Source organism: Streptomyces sp. SudanB182_2057, assembly GCF_964272715.1.
Lineage (GTDB): Bacteria > Actinomycetota > Actinomycetes > Streptomycetales > Streptomycetaceae > Streptomyces > Streptomyces rubradiris.
Genome location: NZ_OZ186798.1, coordinates 4,757,153 through 4,772,096 on the forward strand (window position 1 = coordinate 4,757,153; position 14,944 = coordinate 4,772,096).

At 74.8% G+C, this 14,944-nt stretch carries 14 protein-coding genes; 10 read left to right on the plus strand and 4 right to left on the minus strand.

Translation table 11 applies throughout. The annotated features are described in order from the left end of the window. Window positions 1-53: 53 nt before the first annotated feature. The 4 genes from ACSURM_RS20950 to ACSURM_RS20965 all read left to right on the plus strand — a co-directional run bounded on the left by ACSURM_RS20950 (window position 54) and on the right by ACSURM_RS20965 (window position 4,278). Entirely contained in the window at window positions 54-1,247 is a 1,194-nt protein-coding gene (locus ACSURM_RS20950) for an amidohydrolase family protein (RefSeq protein WP_436957017.1), read from the plus strand. Continuing rightward, window positions 1,247-2,380: an acyl-CoA dehydrogenase family protein gene (locus ACSURM_RS20955; protein WP_436957019.1), complete on the plus strand. Its 1,134-nt coding sequence runs from the start codon at window positions 1,247-1,249 to the stop codon at window positions 2,378-2,380. Before ACSURM_RS20950 ends, ACSURM_RS20955 begins: the two co-directional genes overlap by 1 nt. 2 nt (window positions 2,381-2,382) lie before the next feature. Then, entirely contained in the window at window positions 2,383-3,255 is an 873-nt protein-coding gene (locus ACSURM_RS20960) for an acyl-CoA dehydrogenase family protein (protein ID WP_436961150.1), read from the plus strand. Between the two features lie 552 nt (window positions 3,256-3,807). After that, a complete protein-coding gene (locus ACSURM_RS20965; protein WP_436961151.1) occupies window positions 3,808-4,278 on the plus strand; it encodes an ATP-binding protein in 471 nt (156 codons plus the stop codon). Window positions 4,279-4,436: 158 nt separating this feature from the next. On the opposite strand, the gene ACSURM_RS20970 is transcribed toward ACSURM_RS20965, so the two are convergent. Next, the gene (locus tag ACSURM_RS20970; protein ID WP_436957021.1) at window positions 4,437-5,363 is read right to left on the minus strand and encodes a cyclase family protein; all 927 of its coding nucleotides are present in this window, start codon (window positions 5,361-5,363) and stop codon (window positions 4,437-4,439) included. Between the two features lie 85 nt (window positions 5,364-5,448). On the opposite strand from ACSURM_RS20970, the gene ACSURM_RS20975 reads away from it, so the two are divergent. The 4 genes from ACSURM_RS20975 (at window position 5,449) to ACSURM_RS20990 (ending at window position 9,989) form a co-directional block, all read left to right on the plus strand. Next, the gene (locus tag ACSURM_RS20975; protein ID WP_436957023.1) at window positions 5,449-6,363 is read left to right on the plus strand and encodes an SDR family oxidoreductase; all 915 of its coding nucleotides are present in this window, start codon (window positions 5,449-5,451) and stop codon (window positions 6,361-6,363) included. Between the two features lie 10 nt (window positions 6,364-6,373). Beyond that, window positions 6,374-7,522 carry an acyl-CoA dehydrogenase family protein gene (locus tag ACSURM_RS20980; RefSeq protein ID WP_436957025.1) on the plus strand — a complete coding sequence of 383 codons (1,149 nt, stop codon included), beginning with the start codon at window positions 6,374-6,376 and terminating at the stop codon, window positions 7,520-7,522. After that, a complete protein-coding gene (locus tag ACSURM_RS20985; protein ID WP_436957026.1) occupies window positions 7,522-8,571 on the plus strand; it encodes an alcohol dehydrogenase catalytic domain-containing protein in 1,050 nt (349 codons plus the stop codon). The genes ACSURM_RS20980 and ACSURM_RS20985 overlap by 1 nt, the downstream gene beginning before the upstream one ends. Before the next feature lie 158 nt (window positions 8,572-8,729). Further along, window positions 8,730-9,989: an MFS transporter gene (locus tag ACSURM_RS20990; RefSeq protein WP_436957028.1), complete on the plus strand. Its 1,260-nt coding sequence runs from the start codon at window positions 8,730-8,732 to the stop codon at window positions 9,987-9,989. On the opposite strand, the gene ACSURM_RS20995 is transcribed toward ACSURM_RS20990, so the two are convergent. Next, window positions 9,894-10,916, minus strand: a complete 1,023-nt coding sequence (locus ACSURM_RS20995) for a GlxA family transcriptional regulator (protein ID WP_436957029.1) — start codon at window positions 10,914-10,916, stop codon at window positions 9,894-9,896. The two genes, ACSURM_RS20990 and ACSURM_RS20995, sit on opposite strands and share 96 nt — an antisense overlap. 71 nt (window positions 10,917-10,987) lie before the next feature. Between ACSURM_RS20995 and ACSURM_RS21000 the strand changes: the two genes are divergently transcribed. Both ACSURM_RS21000 and ACSURM_RS21005 read left to right on the plus strand, forming a co-directional pair. Next, complete coding sequence (locus ACSURM_RS21000) at window positions 10,988-12,292, plus strand: MFS transporter (RefSeq protein ID WP_436957031.1); 1,305 nt, start codon at window positions 10,988-10,990, stop codon at window positions 12,290-12,292. 100 nt (window positions 12,293-12,392) lie between these two features. Then, window positions 12,393-13,502, plus strand: a complete 1,110-nt coding sequence (locus ACSURM_RS21005; RefSeq protein WP_436957033.1) for a methyltransferase — start codon at window positions 12,393-12,395, stop codon at window positions 13,500-13,502. Between the two features lie 8 nt (window positions 13,503-13,510). On the opposite strand, the gene ACSURM_RS21010 is transcribed toward ACSURM_RS21005, so the two are convergent. Continuing rightward, on the minus strand, window positions 13,511-14,107 hold the full coding sequence (locus tag ACSURM_RS21010) for a flavin reductase family protein (RefSeq protein ID WP_436961152.1): 597 nt from the start codon (window positions 14,105-14,107) through the stop codon (window positions 13,511-13,513). A gap of 40 nt (window positions 14,108-14,147) precedes the next feature. Then, a complete protein-coding gene (locus ACSURM_RS21015; RefSeq protein ID WP_436961153.1) occupies window positions 14,148-14,942 on the minus strand; it encodes an enoyl-CoA hydratase/isomerase family protein in 795 nt (264 codons plus the stop codon). Window positions 14,943-14,944 lie beyond the last annotated feature (2 nt).

Consider the following 14,944-nt stretch of genomic DNA (forward strand, 5'->3'; position numbering starts at 1 on the left):
CTGCGATGCTAACTGACGGACCATCAGATAAGTACCGTCCGGCGGAGGGGACCATGGCGAGAGAACTGCCCCGCATCATCAGCGTCGACGACCACGTGATCGAACCCGCCCACCTCTTCGAGACCTGGCTGCCCGCCCGCTACCGGGACCGGGGCCCCCGGCCGCTGACCGCCGGGATCGGGGAACTCGCCTACGTGGGCGGGAAGTACCAGATCACCATGGACCCCGAGGGCCCGCCCACCGACTGGTGGATCTACGAGGACCTGAAGTTCCCGTACAAGCGCAACATCGCCGCCGTCGGCTTCGACCGGGACGAGATGACCCTGGAGGGCATCACCCGTGAGCAGATGCGGCGCGGCTGCTGGGACCCCGGGGCGCGGCTGGCGGACATGGACCTCAACCACGTCGAGGCCAGCCTCTGCTTCCCCACCTTCCCGCGCTTCTGCGGGCAGACCTTCGCCGAGGCCCACGACAAGGAGGTCGCCCTCGCCTGTGTCCGCGCCTACAACGACTGGATGGTGGAGGAGTGGTGCGGGGACAGCGGCGGCCGGCTGATCCCGCTGTGCCTGGTCCCGCTGTGGGACGTGGAGCTGGCCGTCGCGGAGATCCGGCGCAACGCCGCGCGCGGGGTGCGGGCCGTCACCTTCTCCGAGATCCCCACCCACCTCGGGCTGCCCTCCATCCACTCCGGCTACTGGGACCCCTTCTTCGCCGCGTGCCAGGACACCGGGACGGTCGTCGCCATGCACATCGGCAGCAGCTCCCAGATGCCCGCCGCCTCCCCGGACGCGCCGCCCGCCGTCCAGGCGTCCCTGAGCTTCAACAACGCGATGGCCTCGATGACGGACTACCTCTTCAGCGGGGTCCTGGTGCGCTTCCCCCGGCTCAAGCTGGCCTACTCGGAAGGCCAGATGGGCTGGATCCCGTACGCCCTGGAACGCGCCGACGACGTGTGGGAGGAGCACCGCGCCTGGGGCGGCGTGCGCGACCTGGTGCCCGAGCCGCCGTCGACGTACTACTACCGGCAGATCTACTGCTGCTTCTTCCGCGACCGGCACGGCGTCGCCTCGCTGGACGCCGTCGGCCGCGACAACGCCACCTTCGAGACCGACTACCCGCACGTCGACTCCACCTTCCCGCACACCAAGGAGGTCGCCCTGGACCACGTGAAGGACCTGGACGACGAGACCGTGCACAAGCTGATGCGGGGCAACGCCATCCGCATGCTCGGTCTGGACCTGGACTGATGGACCTCTCGTACACCCCGCGGGAGGAGGAGTTCCGGGCCCGGCTGCGCGCGTGGCTCGCCACGGCCCTGCCCGGCCTGCCCGCCGAGCCGCCCCGGGACGACTGGCCCGCCCGCCGCGCCTACGACCTGGGCTGGCAGCGGATGCTGTACGACGCCGGGTACGCCGGTGTGCACTGGGACTCCTCGCCCGTCCTGCGGCTGATCTTCCTGGAGGAGACCGAGCGGGCCGGCGCGCCCTACGTGGGCGCCAACTTCGTCGGGCTGCTGCACGCCGGGCCCACGATCGCCGCCGAGGGCACCGCCGAACAGCGGGCGCGCTGGCTGCCGCCGATCCTGCGCGGCGAGCAGGTGTGGTGCCAGGGGTTCAGCGAACCGGACGCGGGCTCCGACCTCGCGTCGCTGCGCACGCGCGCGTGGCGGGACGGCGACTGCTACGTGGTGACCGGGTCCAAGATCTGGACCTCGCACGCCGAGGTCGCCGACTGGTGCGAACTGCTGGTCCGCACCGACCCCGACGCCCCCCGGCACCGGGGCATCAGCTGGCTGGCGATGCCCATGGGCGCCGAGGGGGTCACCGTACGGCCGCTGCGCACGCTCGCCGGGCCGGCGGAGTTCGCCGAGGTGTTCCTGGACGAGGTGCGGGTGCCGGTCGCCCACCGGGTGGGGGAGGAGAACGACGGCTGGCGGGTCACGCAGGTCACCCTCTCCTTCGAGCGCGGCACCGCCTTCGCCGGTGAGGTCGTCGCCTGCCGCCGGGTGCTGGCCTCACTCGCCCGCGCCGCCCGGGAGAACGGCCGCTGGGACGATCCCGTGCGGCGGCGCGCGCTCGTCCGGCTGGAGGCGGAGTTCCGGGCGCTGTGGCGGCTGGTCCAGTGGAACGTGAGCGAGGCGGAGGCGAGCGGCGGGGTCCCGGGCGCGGGCGGCTCGGTGTTCAAGCTCCGCTACTCGCACGCCCGTCAGGAGCTGTACGACACCGCGGCCGACGTCCTCGGCGCCGACGCCCTCGACCTGGACCGGCCCTGGGTGCCGGACCGGCTGTCCGCGCTGGCGTACACCATCGCCGCCGGCACCTCGCAGATCCAGCGCTCCATCGTCGCCGAGCGGATCCTCGGCCTGCCCAGGGGGAGATGACCGTGCGTTTCCGGCTCGACGAGGACCAGCTCGCCCTGCGGGCGGGGGTACGGGAGCTGCTGGGGCGGTGCTTCGGGCGGGAGCGGCTGCGGGCGGCCGTGGACGCGCCGGGCCGGCTGGACCGGGCGCTGTGGCGCACCCTCGGCGCCGCCGGGTTCTTCTCGCTGCGGCTGCCGGAGGCGGACGGCGGGGCCGGAGCGGGCCTGCCGGAGGCCGTCCTGGTCTTCGAGGAGGCGGGCCGGGCCCTGCTGCCCGGCCCCCTCGTGGCCACCCACCTCGCGGCGGACGCCGTACCCGGCGCCGCGCACGGGGAGACGGTCGTGACGGCCGTGGACGGGGAGCTGGTGGAGTGGCTGGACGCGGCGGACACCGTGCGCGGGGACGCCCGGGGCGCCGTGCCCCTGCGGTCCGTTGACCCGCTGACACCGCTGCACCGGCTGCCGGGATCCCGTCCCCCCGCTCCGGACCCCGTCGCCGTTCTCCTCACCGCCGCCGAGCAGTTGGGGACGGCCGGGCGGATGTGCGAGATGGCCGTGGGGTACGCGCGCACCCGGGAGCAGTTCGGGCGGCCGATCGGGTCCTTCCAGGCCGTGCAGCACCTGTGCGCGGAGCTGCTGGTGCGGGCCGAGACCGCCCGGGCCGCCGTCTACGCCGCCGCCGTGACCGCCGACCCCGCCGACATCGCCGCCGCCCGGCTGCTCGCCGACGAGGCCGCCGTGCGGGGGGCCCGGGACTGTCTCCAGGTGCACGGCGGCATGGGGTTCACCTGGGAGGCGGACGTGCACCTGCACCTGAAGCGGGCCTGGGTGCGGGCGCGGCGGGCCGGGGGGACCGCGTGGAGCGAGGAACGCCTGGCCGCCGCGCTGGCGGACTGAGCCGGTGGCTGTTTCCGCCGTCCGCCCACGGTGAAGTGTTGGCCAACGATGTTACGGATCGTGGCACTCATGGGTAACGTTGCGTGACAACCGGTGACGACCTCCGCCGGGCTCGTCACGGTGCGCGATCACTCGGCCGCTCCGGTACGGTGGGGGCGCGGCGCGGGGCCGCGCGGACGGGCCGGGCCGGTGCCGCCCCGGGTCGATTTCGGGCCAAGTGGCGCCCGCCGCTGCTCGCGCGGCGGTTGGGGATGCGGCTCCGGGTTTGTTCGACTCGGCGTCACGAGCGTCGCACAGTATCCCCTATACGTACTCCTTCACGCGGGAATATGCCCGAAGCGCTTGTTGGCGTGACTGTCAGTCAACCATGCTGTGCAGTAAGGGAGTCACAGTCCGTGACTCCCGGCTCTGGTCGTTGTTCCGGCCATGCAGAAAATGGCTACGATCGTGGCTCTCGTCGTGATCGTCGCCGCGGCGGACGCCGTGGCGCGCGGACGGCGCGGGGTCATGTGTCCGCCGGTTCGGATGGTGTGAGCGGTGCAGGTGCTTCGAGTGCAGCTGGAGATCCGGCCCGACCCCGCGGAGGTGGGGCGGGCCAGGCGGTGGGCCCGCTCGCGGCTCGCCGGGTCGGGCATAACGGCGGACGAGCCGCTGGCCGAGACCCTCATCCTGCTCGTCTCCGAGCTGGTGACCAACGCCGTGGTGCACACCGGCCGGCCGGCCGTGCTGCGGCTGTGCCTGCCGGGCGCGGCGGGGAACGGCGCGCCCGCCCCGGTGCGGGTGGAGGTCGCCGACACCAGCGCCCGGGCGCCCCAGCCCCGGTGCGCCGGCGACGACGCCACCGGCGGGCGGGGCCTGGCCCTCGTGGAGTGTCTCGCCGACCGCTGGGGCTGGAGCCCCGAGGGCGCCGGCAAGAGCATCTGGTGCGAACTGGACCGCTGTTCACCGCCCCGGCGGAACGCGGCGCTGGCGTACGGGGGCGGACTGCCCGCGTACGAGGGCTTCGCCTTCGAGGCGGTGTAGCGGCCCGGACACCGCCGTGCGCGGGACGGGGGCCGCGAGCGCGCCGGTGCCGCCGTGCCCGGGACGGCTTCCGGCGCACCGGTGCCGCAGGTCATGGACGGCCGCGGACGCGCCGGTGCCGCAGGCCGTGGACCGCGCGGACGCACCGGTGCCGCCGGTCACAGGATCGCCACCGGTGCCACCGGCGTGCCCGTCGCGCCCACGAACGGCTCGGGCATCGCCGACAGCAGGAACGCGTACCGGCCGGTCTCTCCACAGGCTGTGGACAACTCTTCGAGATTCCAGTTCTGGCCCTGCGGCATGCCCATCTCCACCAGATGCAGCGCGTGCACCGGCAGCCACAGATCCTCGATCTCGGGCGGGAAGACCTCGAACGTGAGCGTGTCGTTCGCGACCGCGGCCACATCGCGCGCGTGGAACCACTCCGGGCAGCGCACCGACAGCCCCGGCGACGGATGGCCGTACCCGTGCCGGTCCCCGGCCAGATACACCCGCACCTGCCCCGTCCGCACCAGCACGACGTCCCCGGCCCGCACCCGGACCCGGCCGAACTCCTCGGCCGCCGCCAGGTCCTCCGGCGTCACCGCGTGGCCCCCGGCCAGCCGCTCCACGCCCCGCGCGCCCGCCACGTCCAGCAACACCCCGCGCGAGACCAGGTGCCGCACCTTGTCGATGCCGCCGAACTCCGCGCCGCCGTGCGCGGTGATCGTCTCCGCCGGACGCCCGTTGTACAGCCTCCCGGAGTGCGAGACATGGGTCAGCGCGTCCCAGTGGGTGCCCGCCTGGAGGCCCATCGTCACGACGTCGTCGCTGCACGCCACCGTCCCCGGGCCGAACAGCTCCTGGTTGAGCTGCACCATCACGTGCAGTGGATTGACCCGGCCCGGGATCACCCCGGTCTGCACCCCGTCCTGCCGCAGCGGCAGGGCCAGCGGGACGCGCCGCCCGGTGCGCACCTCGCCGGCCGCCGCCCGCACCACCTCGTCGGTGATCAGGTTCAGGGTGCCGGTCTCGTCGCCGGCGCCCCAGCGCCCCCAGTTGTTCACGCGCCGGGCGATCTCGTGGAACTCCTTGGGCAGTGCCATCCGGTGCCTCCCCGGGGCTTGTGTCCGCGCGTCCGCCGGGCCAAGAATCTAACGGACCGTCAGAAACCGCGGGAAGGGGCCGGGCGTGGGGAACTTCTTGGCAGGCAAGGTGGTCGCCGTGACCGGTGCCGGGCGCGGGATCGGCCGGGCGGTCGCGCTGGCGGCGGCGGCCGAGGGCGCGAAGGTCGTCGTCAACGACTACGGCGTGGCGGTGGACGGCGCCTCGCCCACCAGTGAGGTCGCCGAGGCCGTCGTCAAGGAGATCGCGGCGGCGGGCGGCGAGGCCGTCGCGGTCGCCGACGACATCTCCACCATGGCCGGCGGACAGCGGGTCGTGGACACGGCCGTGGAGACCTACGGCCGCCTCGACGGGGCCGTGTGCGTGGCGGGCATCCTGCGGGAACGCATGCTGTTCAACATGACCGAGGAGGAGTGGGACCCGGTCCTCGCCACCCATCTGAAGGGCACGTTCACCGTGTTCCGGGCCGCCTGTGCCGTCATGCGCGGACAGCGCTCGGGCACCCTCGTCGGCTTCACCAGCGGCAACCACCAGGGCTCCGTCTCCCAGGCCAACTACAGCGCGGCCAAGGGCGGGATCATCTCGCTCGTGCGCAGCGCCGCGCTCGGCCTGCACAAGTACGGGGTGACCGCCAACGCGGTGGCGCCGGTGGCCCGTACCCGGATGTCGGCGGGCGTGCCCACGCGCCTGGCCGAACTGGGCGAGCCCGAGGACGTGGCCGCGCTGGTGGTGTACCTGCTGTCCGAGCGGGCCGCCGCCCAGGGCGTCACCGGGCAGGTGTACACCGTGGCCGGGCCGAAGATCGCGGTGTGGGCCCAGCCCAGGGAACTGCGCGCCGTCTACGCCGAGGGCGGCGCCTGGACCCCGGAGCGCATCGCGGAGACCCTGCCGGGGACGGTGGGCGTCGACCCGATGCCGCTGCTGCCGGAGGTGGCGGCGATGGAGCGGGCCGCGCGCGGCGGCTCGCGGCCCAACGCCTGAGGCGGCCGGCATGGACTTCGCCTTCGGCGCGCGGGACGAGACGTTCCGGGCCGAGGCCCGCGCCTGGCTGGCGGCCCACCGGGGCGCGGCCACGCGCGGCCGCGACTGGGAGCGGACACTCGGCGCGGCCGGCTGGATCGGGCTCGGCTGGCCCGAGTCCGGGTACGGCAACCGCACCGCCACGCTCACCCAACAGGTCGTCTGGGCCGAGGAGTACGCCCGCTGCGGCGCCCCGCCGCGCTCCGGGCACATCGGCGAGAACCTGCTCGCCCCCACCCTCCTCGCGCACGGCGACACCGGACAGAAGAGGCGCTTCCTGCCGCCCGTCGCCGCCGGCGAGGAACTGTGGTGCCAGGGCTACAGCGAACCCGGCGCCGGGTCGGACCTCGCCGGGGTGCGCACGGCCGCGGTCCGGGACGGGGCGTACTACCGGATCAGCGGGCAGAAGATCTGGACCTCGCTCGCCCACGAGGCCGACTGGTGCTTCGTGCTGGCCCGGACCGACCCGCGCTCGCGCCGGCACCACGGGCTGAGCTTCCTGCTCGTGCCCATGGACCAGCCCGGCCGGATCGAGGTGCGGCCCATCCGCCAGCTGACCGGCACCAGCGACTTCAACGAGGTCTTCTTCGACGGGGCACGCGCGCGCGTGGAGCACGTCGTCGGCGCGGAGGGCGGGGGCTGGCGGGTGGCGATGAGCCTGCTCGGGTACGAGCGCGGGGTGTCCACCCTGGCCCAGCAGATCGGCTTCGCCCGGGAACTGGCGGAGGTGGTGGCGGCGGCCGTCGCGTCCGGGGCCGCGGCGGACCCCGTGCTGCGCGCCCGGCTGGTACGGCAGTGGGCCGAGCTGCGCGCCATGCGGCTGCACGCCCTGCGCACCCTCGGCGGCCCGGGCGACCCGGGCGCGCCCAGCGTCGCCAAGCTGCTGTGGGCGAACTGGCACCAGCGGCTGGGCGAACTGGCCGTCCAGGTCAGGGGGGCGGAGGCGGCCGTCGGGCCCGCCGACTGGTCGGCCGGGGCGCCGTACGAGATCGACGCGGCCCAGCACCTGTTCCTGTTCAGCCGCGCCGACACCGTCTACGGCGGCTCGGACCAGATCCAGCGCACCATCATCGCCGAGCGCGTGCTCGGCCTGCCGGCAGAGGCGAAGGAGGCCGTGTGATGCGCGCGGTGGTGTTCGACGGCAGCCGGACCGAGGTCGTCGGCGATCTCGCGGTCCGGGAGCCCGGGCCGGGCGAGGTGCTGGTCGCGATCGCGGCGGCCGGGCTGTGCCACAGTGACCTGTCGGTGGTGGACGGCACCATTCCGTTCCCGGTGCCGGTGGTGCTCGGGCACGAGGGCGCCGGGATCGTGGAGGCGGTGGGCGCCGGAGTCGGCCATGTCGCCCCCGGTGACCACGTGGCCCTGTCCACGCTCGCCAACTGCGGGACCTGCCCGGACTGCGACCGGGGCCGGCCCACCATGTGCCGGCGGGCGATCGGGCGCCCGGGCACCCCGTTCCGGCGGGACACCGGCCCGGTCCACCAGTTCGCGGCCAGCTCCGCCTTCGCGGAACGTACGGTCGTCAAGGCCGTGCAGGCGGTGCGGATACCGCCGGACATCCCCCTGACGTCCGCCGCGCTGCTCGGGTGCGCGGTGCTCACCGGCGTCGGCGCGGTGCTCAACCGGGCCCGGGTGGAGCACGGGGACACCGTGGTCGTCATCGGCACGGGCGGGATCGGGCTGAACGTCCTGCAGGGCTCCCGGCTCGCGGGCGCCGCCGCCGTCGTGGCCGTGGACGCCAACCCGGCCAAGGAGGCGGCGGCCCGGCGGTTCGGCGCCACCGAGTTCCTGACCTCGGCGGAGGGCGTCCGGGACCTGCTGCCGACCGGCGCCGACCACGTCTTCGAGTGCGTCGGGCGGGTGGAGCTGATCGAGCGGGCCGTCGGCCTGCTCGACCGCCACGGCCAGGCCGTCCTGCTCGGCGTGCCGCCCGCCGGGGCCGAGGCGTCCTTCCCGGTCTCCACCCTCTACCTGGACAAGTCGATCCTCGGCTGCCGCTACGGCTCCGCGCGCCCCCAACGGGACATCGCCCGCTACGCCGACCTGTACCGCCAGGGCCGCCTGCTCCTGGACGAACTCGTGACGGCCGTCTACCCGCTGGAAGCCTTCCCCAAGGCCGCCACGGACACGCAGGAGGGCCGGGTGGCCCGGGCGGTACTCACGTTCTGAGGGGGCTCGGGCGCGGGCGTCAGATCGCGGACGGGCAGTGCGCCTTCTGAGCGCGTGTCAGCGTGCGGACCGGCAACGGCACGGCGAAAGGAGGGAGTTATCCACAGGCGCCGGACATGGGGGAGGCGATTGTCGGTGCCGCCCCCTACCGTCGAGGCATGAGCTACCGCGATGTCGTTTCCCGGCGGGTCCTGGCCTGGGCCCTGGTGGCCGTCGGCGCCCGGATGCCGGTGGCGATGGCCCCGCTGGCGCTGGTCTTCCTGGTCCGCGAGCGCCCCGGCGGCTATGCGTTGGGCGCGGCCCTGGCCGCCGCCTACGTCATCGGCGAGATCGTCGGCGCCCCGGTGCTCGGCATGCGCCTGGACCCCGGTCGGGCCCGCCCGCATCTGGCCGCGGGCCTGGTCGCGGGCGCCGTCGGCTTCGCCGGTCTCGGGGCGTTCGCCACCGCGCCCGCCGCGCTGCTCGCCGCCTTCGCCTTCCTCGCCGGGGCCGGTCCCGCCGCGGTGCCCGGCGGGCTGCGGGCCCTGCTCACCTCCCTGGTTCCCCGGCACGCGGCGGCCCAGGCACTGTCCGTCGAGTCGATGCTCACCTTCGGCGTCTGGGCCGTCTCCCCGGCCGCCGTCACCGGCCTCGCCCTCGGCGTCGGCCCCCGCCTGCCGCTGCTGCTCGAAGCCGCCCTGATGGCGGCCGCCGCGCTGGGCCTGTGGCTGCTGCCGGCGGGCTGGGCGGCGGAGCCGGACGGGCCCGGCGGGCGGGACGCCTCGAAGCTGCGGGTGCTGGCCCGCGCCTGGCCGGTGTACGTCACGGGCGCGGCCGGGCTGTCCCTGCTGTCGCTGGCCGAACTGGTCCTGCCCGCCCTGCTCGAACAGCGCGGCATCGGCGTGGGCTGGGCGGGCCCGCTGCTCACGGTGATGTCGGTGGCCTCCGCCGCGGGCGCCTTCGCGTACGGGCTGCGGTCCTGGCCGGGCCGGCTCGCCACCCGCAGCGTGGTGCTGATGGCGGGCATGTCGGCCGCGGTGTCCCTGGTCGCCCTGATACCGACGGCGCCGGGCATGGCGGTGGCGCTGGCCGTGGCGGGACTGCTCCAGTCCGGGGCGCTGCTCACCCGCAACCTGTCCCTGCGGGAGGCGCTGCCGCCGCACGCCCTGGCGGCCGGCTACTCGGTCATGTACGCCGCCGTCGGTGCCGGATACGCGGCCACCGGTTCGCTCGCCGGCGCCCTGCTGCCGCACACCACGCCCTCGACGGCGATCCTGGCGGGCGTGTCCCTGACCCTGCTGCTGACCGTCGTCGGCTGGTGGGGGGAGAGCCGGGGTGGGCGGTCAGTGCGCGGGGTCGGGGTCGGGGGTAATGGTGGGGCGGTCGGTGCGGAAGGTGCGGCGGTAGGCGGTGGGGGTGACTCCCAGCGCGGTCTGTAGGTGCTGGCGCATCGACTGGGCCGTGCCGAAGCCGGACTCCCGGGCCACCTGGTCCATCGACAGCTCGGTGGACTCCAGCAGTTGCCGGGCCCGCTCCACGCGCTGCTGGGTGAGCCACTGGCCGGGGCTGGTGCCGGCCTCCTCGCGGAAGCGCCGGGTGAAGGTGCGTACCGACATCGCCTCCTGCGCGGCCATGTCCCGCAGCTGGATCGGCTCGTGCAGCCGGGCGAGCGCCCAGGCGCGGGCGGTCGCCGTCGTCGCGAGCTGGGGATCGGGCACCGGCCGCTGGACGTACTGGGCCTGACCGCCGTCGCGGTGGGGCGGTACGACCGTGGAGCGGGCGACCTCGTTGGCGACCGCCGAGCCGAAGTCGCGGCGGACCATGTGCAGGCACAGATCGATCCCGGCGGCCACGCCGGCCGAGGTCAGCACGTCGCCGTCGTCGATGAACAGCACGTTGGCGTCCACCTCGACCTTCGGGAACATCCGCTGGAACCGCTCGGCGTCGGCCCAGTGCGTGGTGGCCCGGCGGCCGTCCAGACAGCCCGCGGCGGCGAGGACGTAGGCGCCGGTGCATATGGAGGCCAGCCGGGTGCCGGGGCGGACATGGGAGAGGGCGATGGCGAGTTCGTCGGTGAGCCGGCCCTCCTCGTAGACCGGGCCCAGCTCGTACGAGGCCGGGATGATCACCGTGTCGGCGGTGGCCAGCGTCTGCGGGCCGTTCGGTACGTGGAGGGTGAAGTCGGCGTCCGTGTCGACCCGGCCGGGTGGGCGGGCGGAGCAGGTGACGACCTCGTACAGGAGGCGCCCGTACGCGTCCCGGGGCCGGCCGAAGATGCGGTGCGGGATGCCCAGTTCGAAGGGCAGCAGGCCGTCCAGGGCGAGGACGGCGACCCGGTGCGGACGGAAATCCCCATCAGCGGTCATGGCCCGATCCTAACGAATGCTGTCCTTCGGGCCACTCGATGTGACAGGTGCGAAAATCGGAGTCTCGTGACGTGACTCAGACAAGCCCAGCCGCCACCCCTGTTCAGACCCCGCCCGCCCCGCGCCGCCGAGTGCACCCCGCCTGGTTCGTCGCCGCCGTCACCTTCGTCACGATCACGGGCGCGGCGGCCTTCCGTTCGCTGCCCGGTCTGCTCATCGACCCGCTGCACCAGGAGTTCGGCTGGTCGCGCGGCACGATCGGCGCGGCCGTCTCCGTCAACCTGGCCCTGTACGGGCTCACCGCGCCGTTCGCCGCCGCTCTGATGGATCGTTTCGGCATCCGCCGGGTGGTCGCCGCCGCGCTCACCGTGATCGCGTTCGGCTCCCTGCTGACCGTGTGGATGACGGCGCCCTGGCAACTGCTCCTGTGCTGGGGCCTGTTGGTTGGGCTGGGCACCGGGTCCATGGCGCTGGCGTTCGCCGCGACGGTCACCAACCGCTGGTTCACCGAGCGGCGCGGCCTGGTCAGCGGCATCCTCACCGCGGCCTCCGCCTCCGGCCAGTTGGTCTTCCTGCCGGTGCTCTCCTGGGTCGTGACGGACCACGGCTGGCGGCCCGCCGCGGTCACGGTCGGGCTGACCGCGCTGGCCGTGGTCCCCCTGGTCTGGCTGCTGCTGCGCGACCACCCGGCCGACCTGGGCGAGAAGCCGTACGGCGCGGTCGAGTTCGTACCCAAGCCGCCGCCGGTCACCGGCGCCGCCCGCCGTACGCTCACCGTACTGTCCCGCTCCGTGCGCACCGGCACCTTCTGGCTGCTGGCCGGCACCTTCGCGATCTGCGGTGCCTCCACCAACGGCCTGGTGCAGACCCACTTCGTGCCCGCCCAGCACGACCACGGCATGCCCGTGACGACGGCGGCCTCGCTGCTCGCGGTCATCGGCGTGTTCGACGTCGCCGGCACGATCGCCTCCGGCTGGTTCACCGACCGGTTCGAACCCCGCCGCCTGCTCGCCGTCTACTACGCCCTGCGCGGACTGTCCCTGCTCTTCCTGCCGATGCTGCTCGGCCCCTCCATAAAGCCGTCGATGATCTTCTTCATCATCTTCTACGGACTGGACTGGGTGGCCACCGTCCCGCCCACCCTCGCCCTGTGCCGCGAGCAGTTCGGCGAGGACAGCGCCATCGTCTTCGGCTGGGTGCTCGCCGCCCACCAGATCGGCGCGGCCGTCGTCGCCTACCTCGGCGGCGTCGCCCGCGACGTCTTCGGCTCCTACGACCTGGTCTGGTACGCCTCCGGCGCCCTGTGCGCGGCGGCCGCCCTGATGTCCCTGGTCATACGGCGCACGGCCCCGGCCGTGACACCCGCCGTATCCTGAATCCACCAGCAGCGAAAGGAAACTCCGATGACACTCGGCATGGTCCTCTTCGACGTGTTCCCCGTGCCCGCCCACGCCGGAACACACCGAGGAGCACACCGTGTCGAGGACCGACCGGAACACCGACGAACCCCTGCCCGCCCGCTGGCACTCTGAGAGCGGACTGCCCGCACCCCGCCGCCTGGTCGTCGCCGACGACCGTATCCGCGCCGCCACCGCCTACCGGCTCGCCTGCGAGGGCACCGCACTGCTGTGGCGGGGCGACTACCCGGGCGCGCGCCGCCTGCTGCGCGCCCTGGAGCGCCGCGTCGACCGGACGGCGCCCGGGCCCGCCGCCGCGCCGGCCGAGACCTTCCGCCTCCAGCGCCGCTTCCGCGCGCACCGCGCCCGGGTGCTGGGCCGGCTCACCGTCCTGCTGGAGCCGGACCACGGCCTGGACCTGCGCCGCGCCCCCGACGTCCGGGCCGCCTGCACCGCCGCCTACGGCCCGCCCGACGGCCCGCGCCTGATCCCGCTGCGCGAACTGCTGGGCGTCCTGGGCGCCCACCAGTGGCGGGAACGGGGCGTCGAGGTCCCCGCGCTGGGCGCCCGGGTCCACCCGCACTACGGCGTCTTCGCGCCGGTGCGCGGCGAGTACGTCGACCTGGTGGCGCGGGCCCCGTTGCCGCCCGTGCGCACCGCCTTCGACCTCGGCACCGGCACCGGTGTCCTCGCGGCCGTCCTGGCCCGGCGCGGGGTCGGCCGGGTGGTGGGCACGGACCTCAGCCCCCGGGCCCGGGCCTGCGCGCGGGACACCGCGCACCGGCTGGGGCTGGCGGACCGCGTCACGGTCACCGGCCCGGCCCTCTACCCGCCCGGCCGGGCCGGACTCGTCGTCTGCAACCCGCCCTGGCTGCCGGGCCGCCCCGTCTCCACGCTGGAACAGGGGGTGTACGACCCGTCGGGCAGGATGCTGAGCGCCTTCCTGGCGGGCCTGCCCGAGCATCTGGAGCCGGCCGGGGAGGGCTGGCTGATCCTCTCCGACCTGGCCGAACACCTCGGTCTGCGCACCCGCGCCGACCTGCTGACGGCGATCGAGGCGGCGGGGCTGCGCGTCGTCGGCCGGATCGGCACCCGCCCGCGCCACCCCCGGGCGGCCGATCCGCGCGACCCGCTGCACGCGGCCCGCGCCGCCGAGGTCACGTCCCTGTGGCGGCTGGTGCCGCGCTGACCGGGGGCTCAGTCGTCGGCGAGCCGGGCGAACCGGCCCCGGTGGAACAGCAGGGGCCGGTCCGTGCCGTCGGTGCCGAGGGCGGTCACCCGGCCGACGACGATGTGGTGGTCGCCCCCGGTGTGCACGGCGTGCACGGCGCAGTCGATCCAGGCGACGGCGCCGGCCAGCCGTGGCGCGCCGGAGACGGGCGCCGGGTCGTGGGCGACCCCGGCGAACTTGTCCGCGCCGCTCACCGCGAACGCCCGGCACAGCTCGTCCTGTCCGGCGCCGAGCACGTTGACGCAGAACACCCCGGCGCGGGCGATGTGCGGCCAGGTCGTGGAGGTGCGGCCGACCATGAAGCAGACCAGGGGCGGGTCGAGGGAGAGGGAGGCGAAGGACTGGCAGGCGAAACCGGCCGGTCCCGGACCGCTCTCCGTCGCCGGGGCCGTGACGACCGTGACACCGCTGGCGAAGTTCCCCAGCACCCGGCGGAACTCCGCCGGGTCCACCGGCGCCCGCTCGCCCTCCGGGACGGACCGCAACCGCGGCCGGGCCGGCGGCTCCGCCGGCCCGGGTCCCAGGTACCGCACGGCGGCCGCCGCCGCTCCCGCGTGACCCATCATTCCCTCATTGAAACTGACGGTCCGTGAGATGGGAAGGTCAGCGGCCGTCGAAGTGCGGCGCCCGGCGCTCCGTGAACGCCCGCAGCCCCTCCTGGGCGTCCCGCGTCGTCATGTTGATCTCCTGGGCCCAGGACTCCGCGGCGAACGCGGCGGCGCGGCCGTCTTCCAGGGAGGCGTTCACCAACTGCTTGGTCAGGGCCAGCGCCCGCGTCGGCCCCGAGGCCAGCCGGGCCGCCCAGGCGCGGGCCGTCGCGGCCAGCTCGGCGTCCGGGACGACCAGGTTGACCAGGCCCAGCCGCTCGGCCCGGGCCGCCTCCACCGCGTCGCCGAAGAACATCAGCTCCTTCGCCCGGTGCGGGCCGGCCAGCCGGGGCAGCAGATAGGCGCCGCCGCCGTCCGGGACCAGGCCGCGCCGCACGAACACCTCGATGAACCGGGCCGACTCGGCGGCCAGCACCAGATCGCAGGCCAGGGCCAGATGCGCGCCGAGCCCGGCCGCCGTGCCGTTCACCGCCGCCAGGACCGGCTTCTCGCAGTCCAGTACGGCCGCGATCAGCCGCTGCGCGCCCAGCCGCAGCACACGGGCCACATCTCCCGCCACCCGCGCCCCGCCACCCGGCACGGGCGCCGCGTCCGTCGCTACCCGTGCCCCGTCTCGCGGGGCCGGCGCCGCACCTTCCTCCGCCCGCGCCGCGTCCCCCGCCACCCGCGCCCCGCCGCCCGGCATGGGCGCCGCGTCCGTTGCTGCCCGTGCCCTGTCTCCCGGAACCGGCGCCGCACCTTCCTCCGCCCGCGCCGCGTCCCCCGCCACCCGTGCCCCGCCGCCCGGCATGG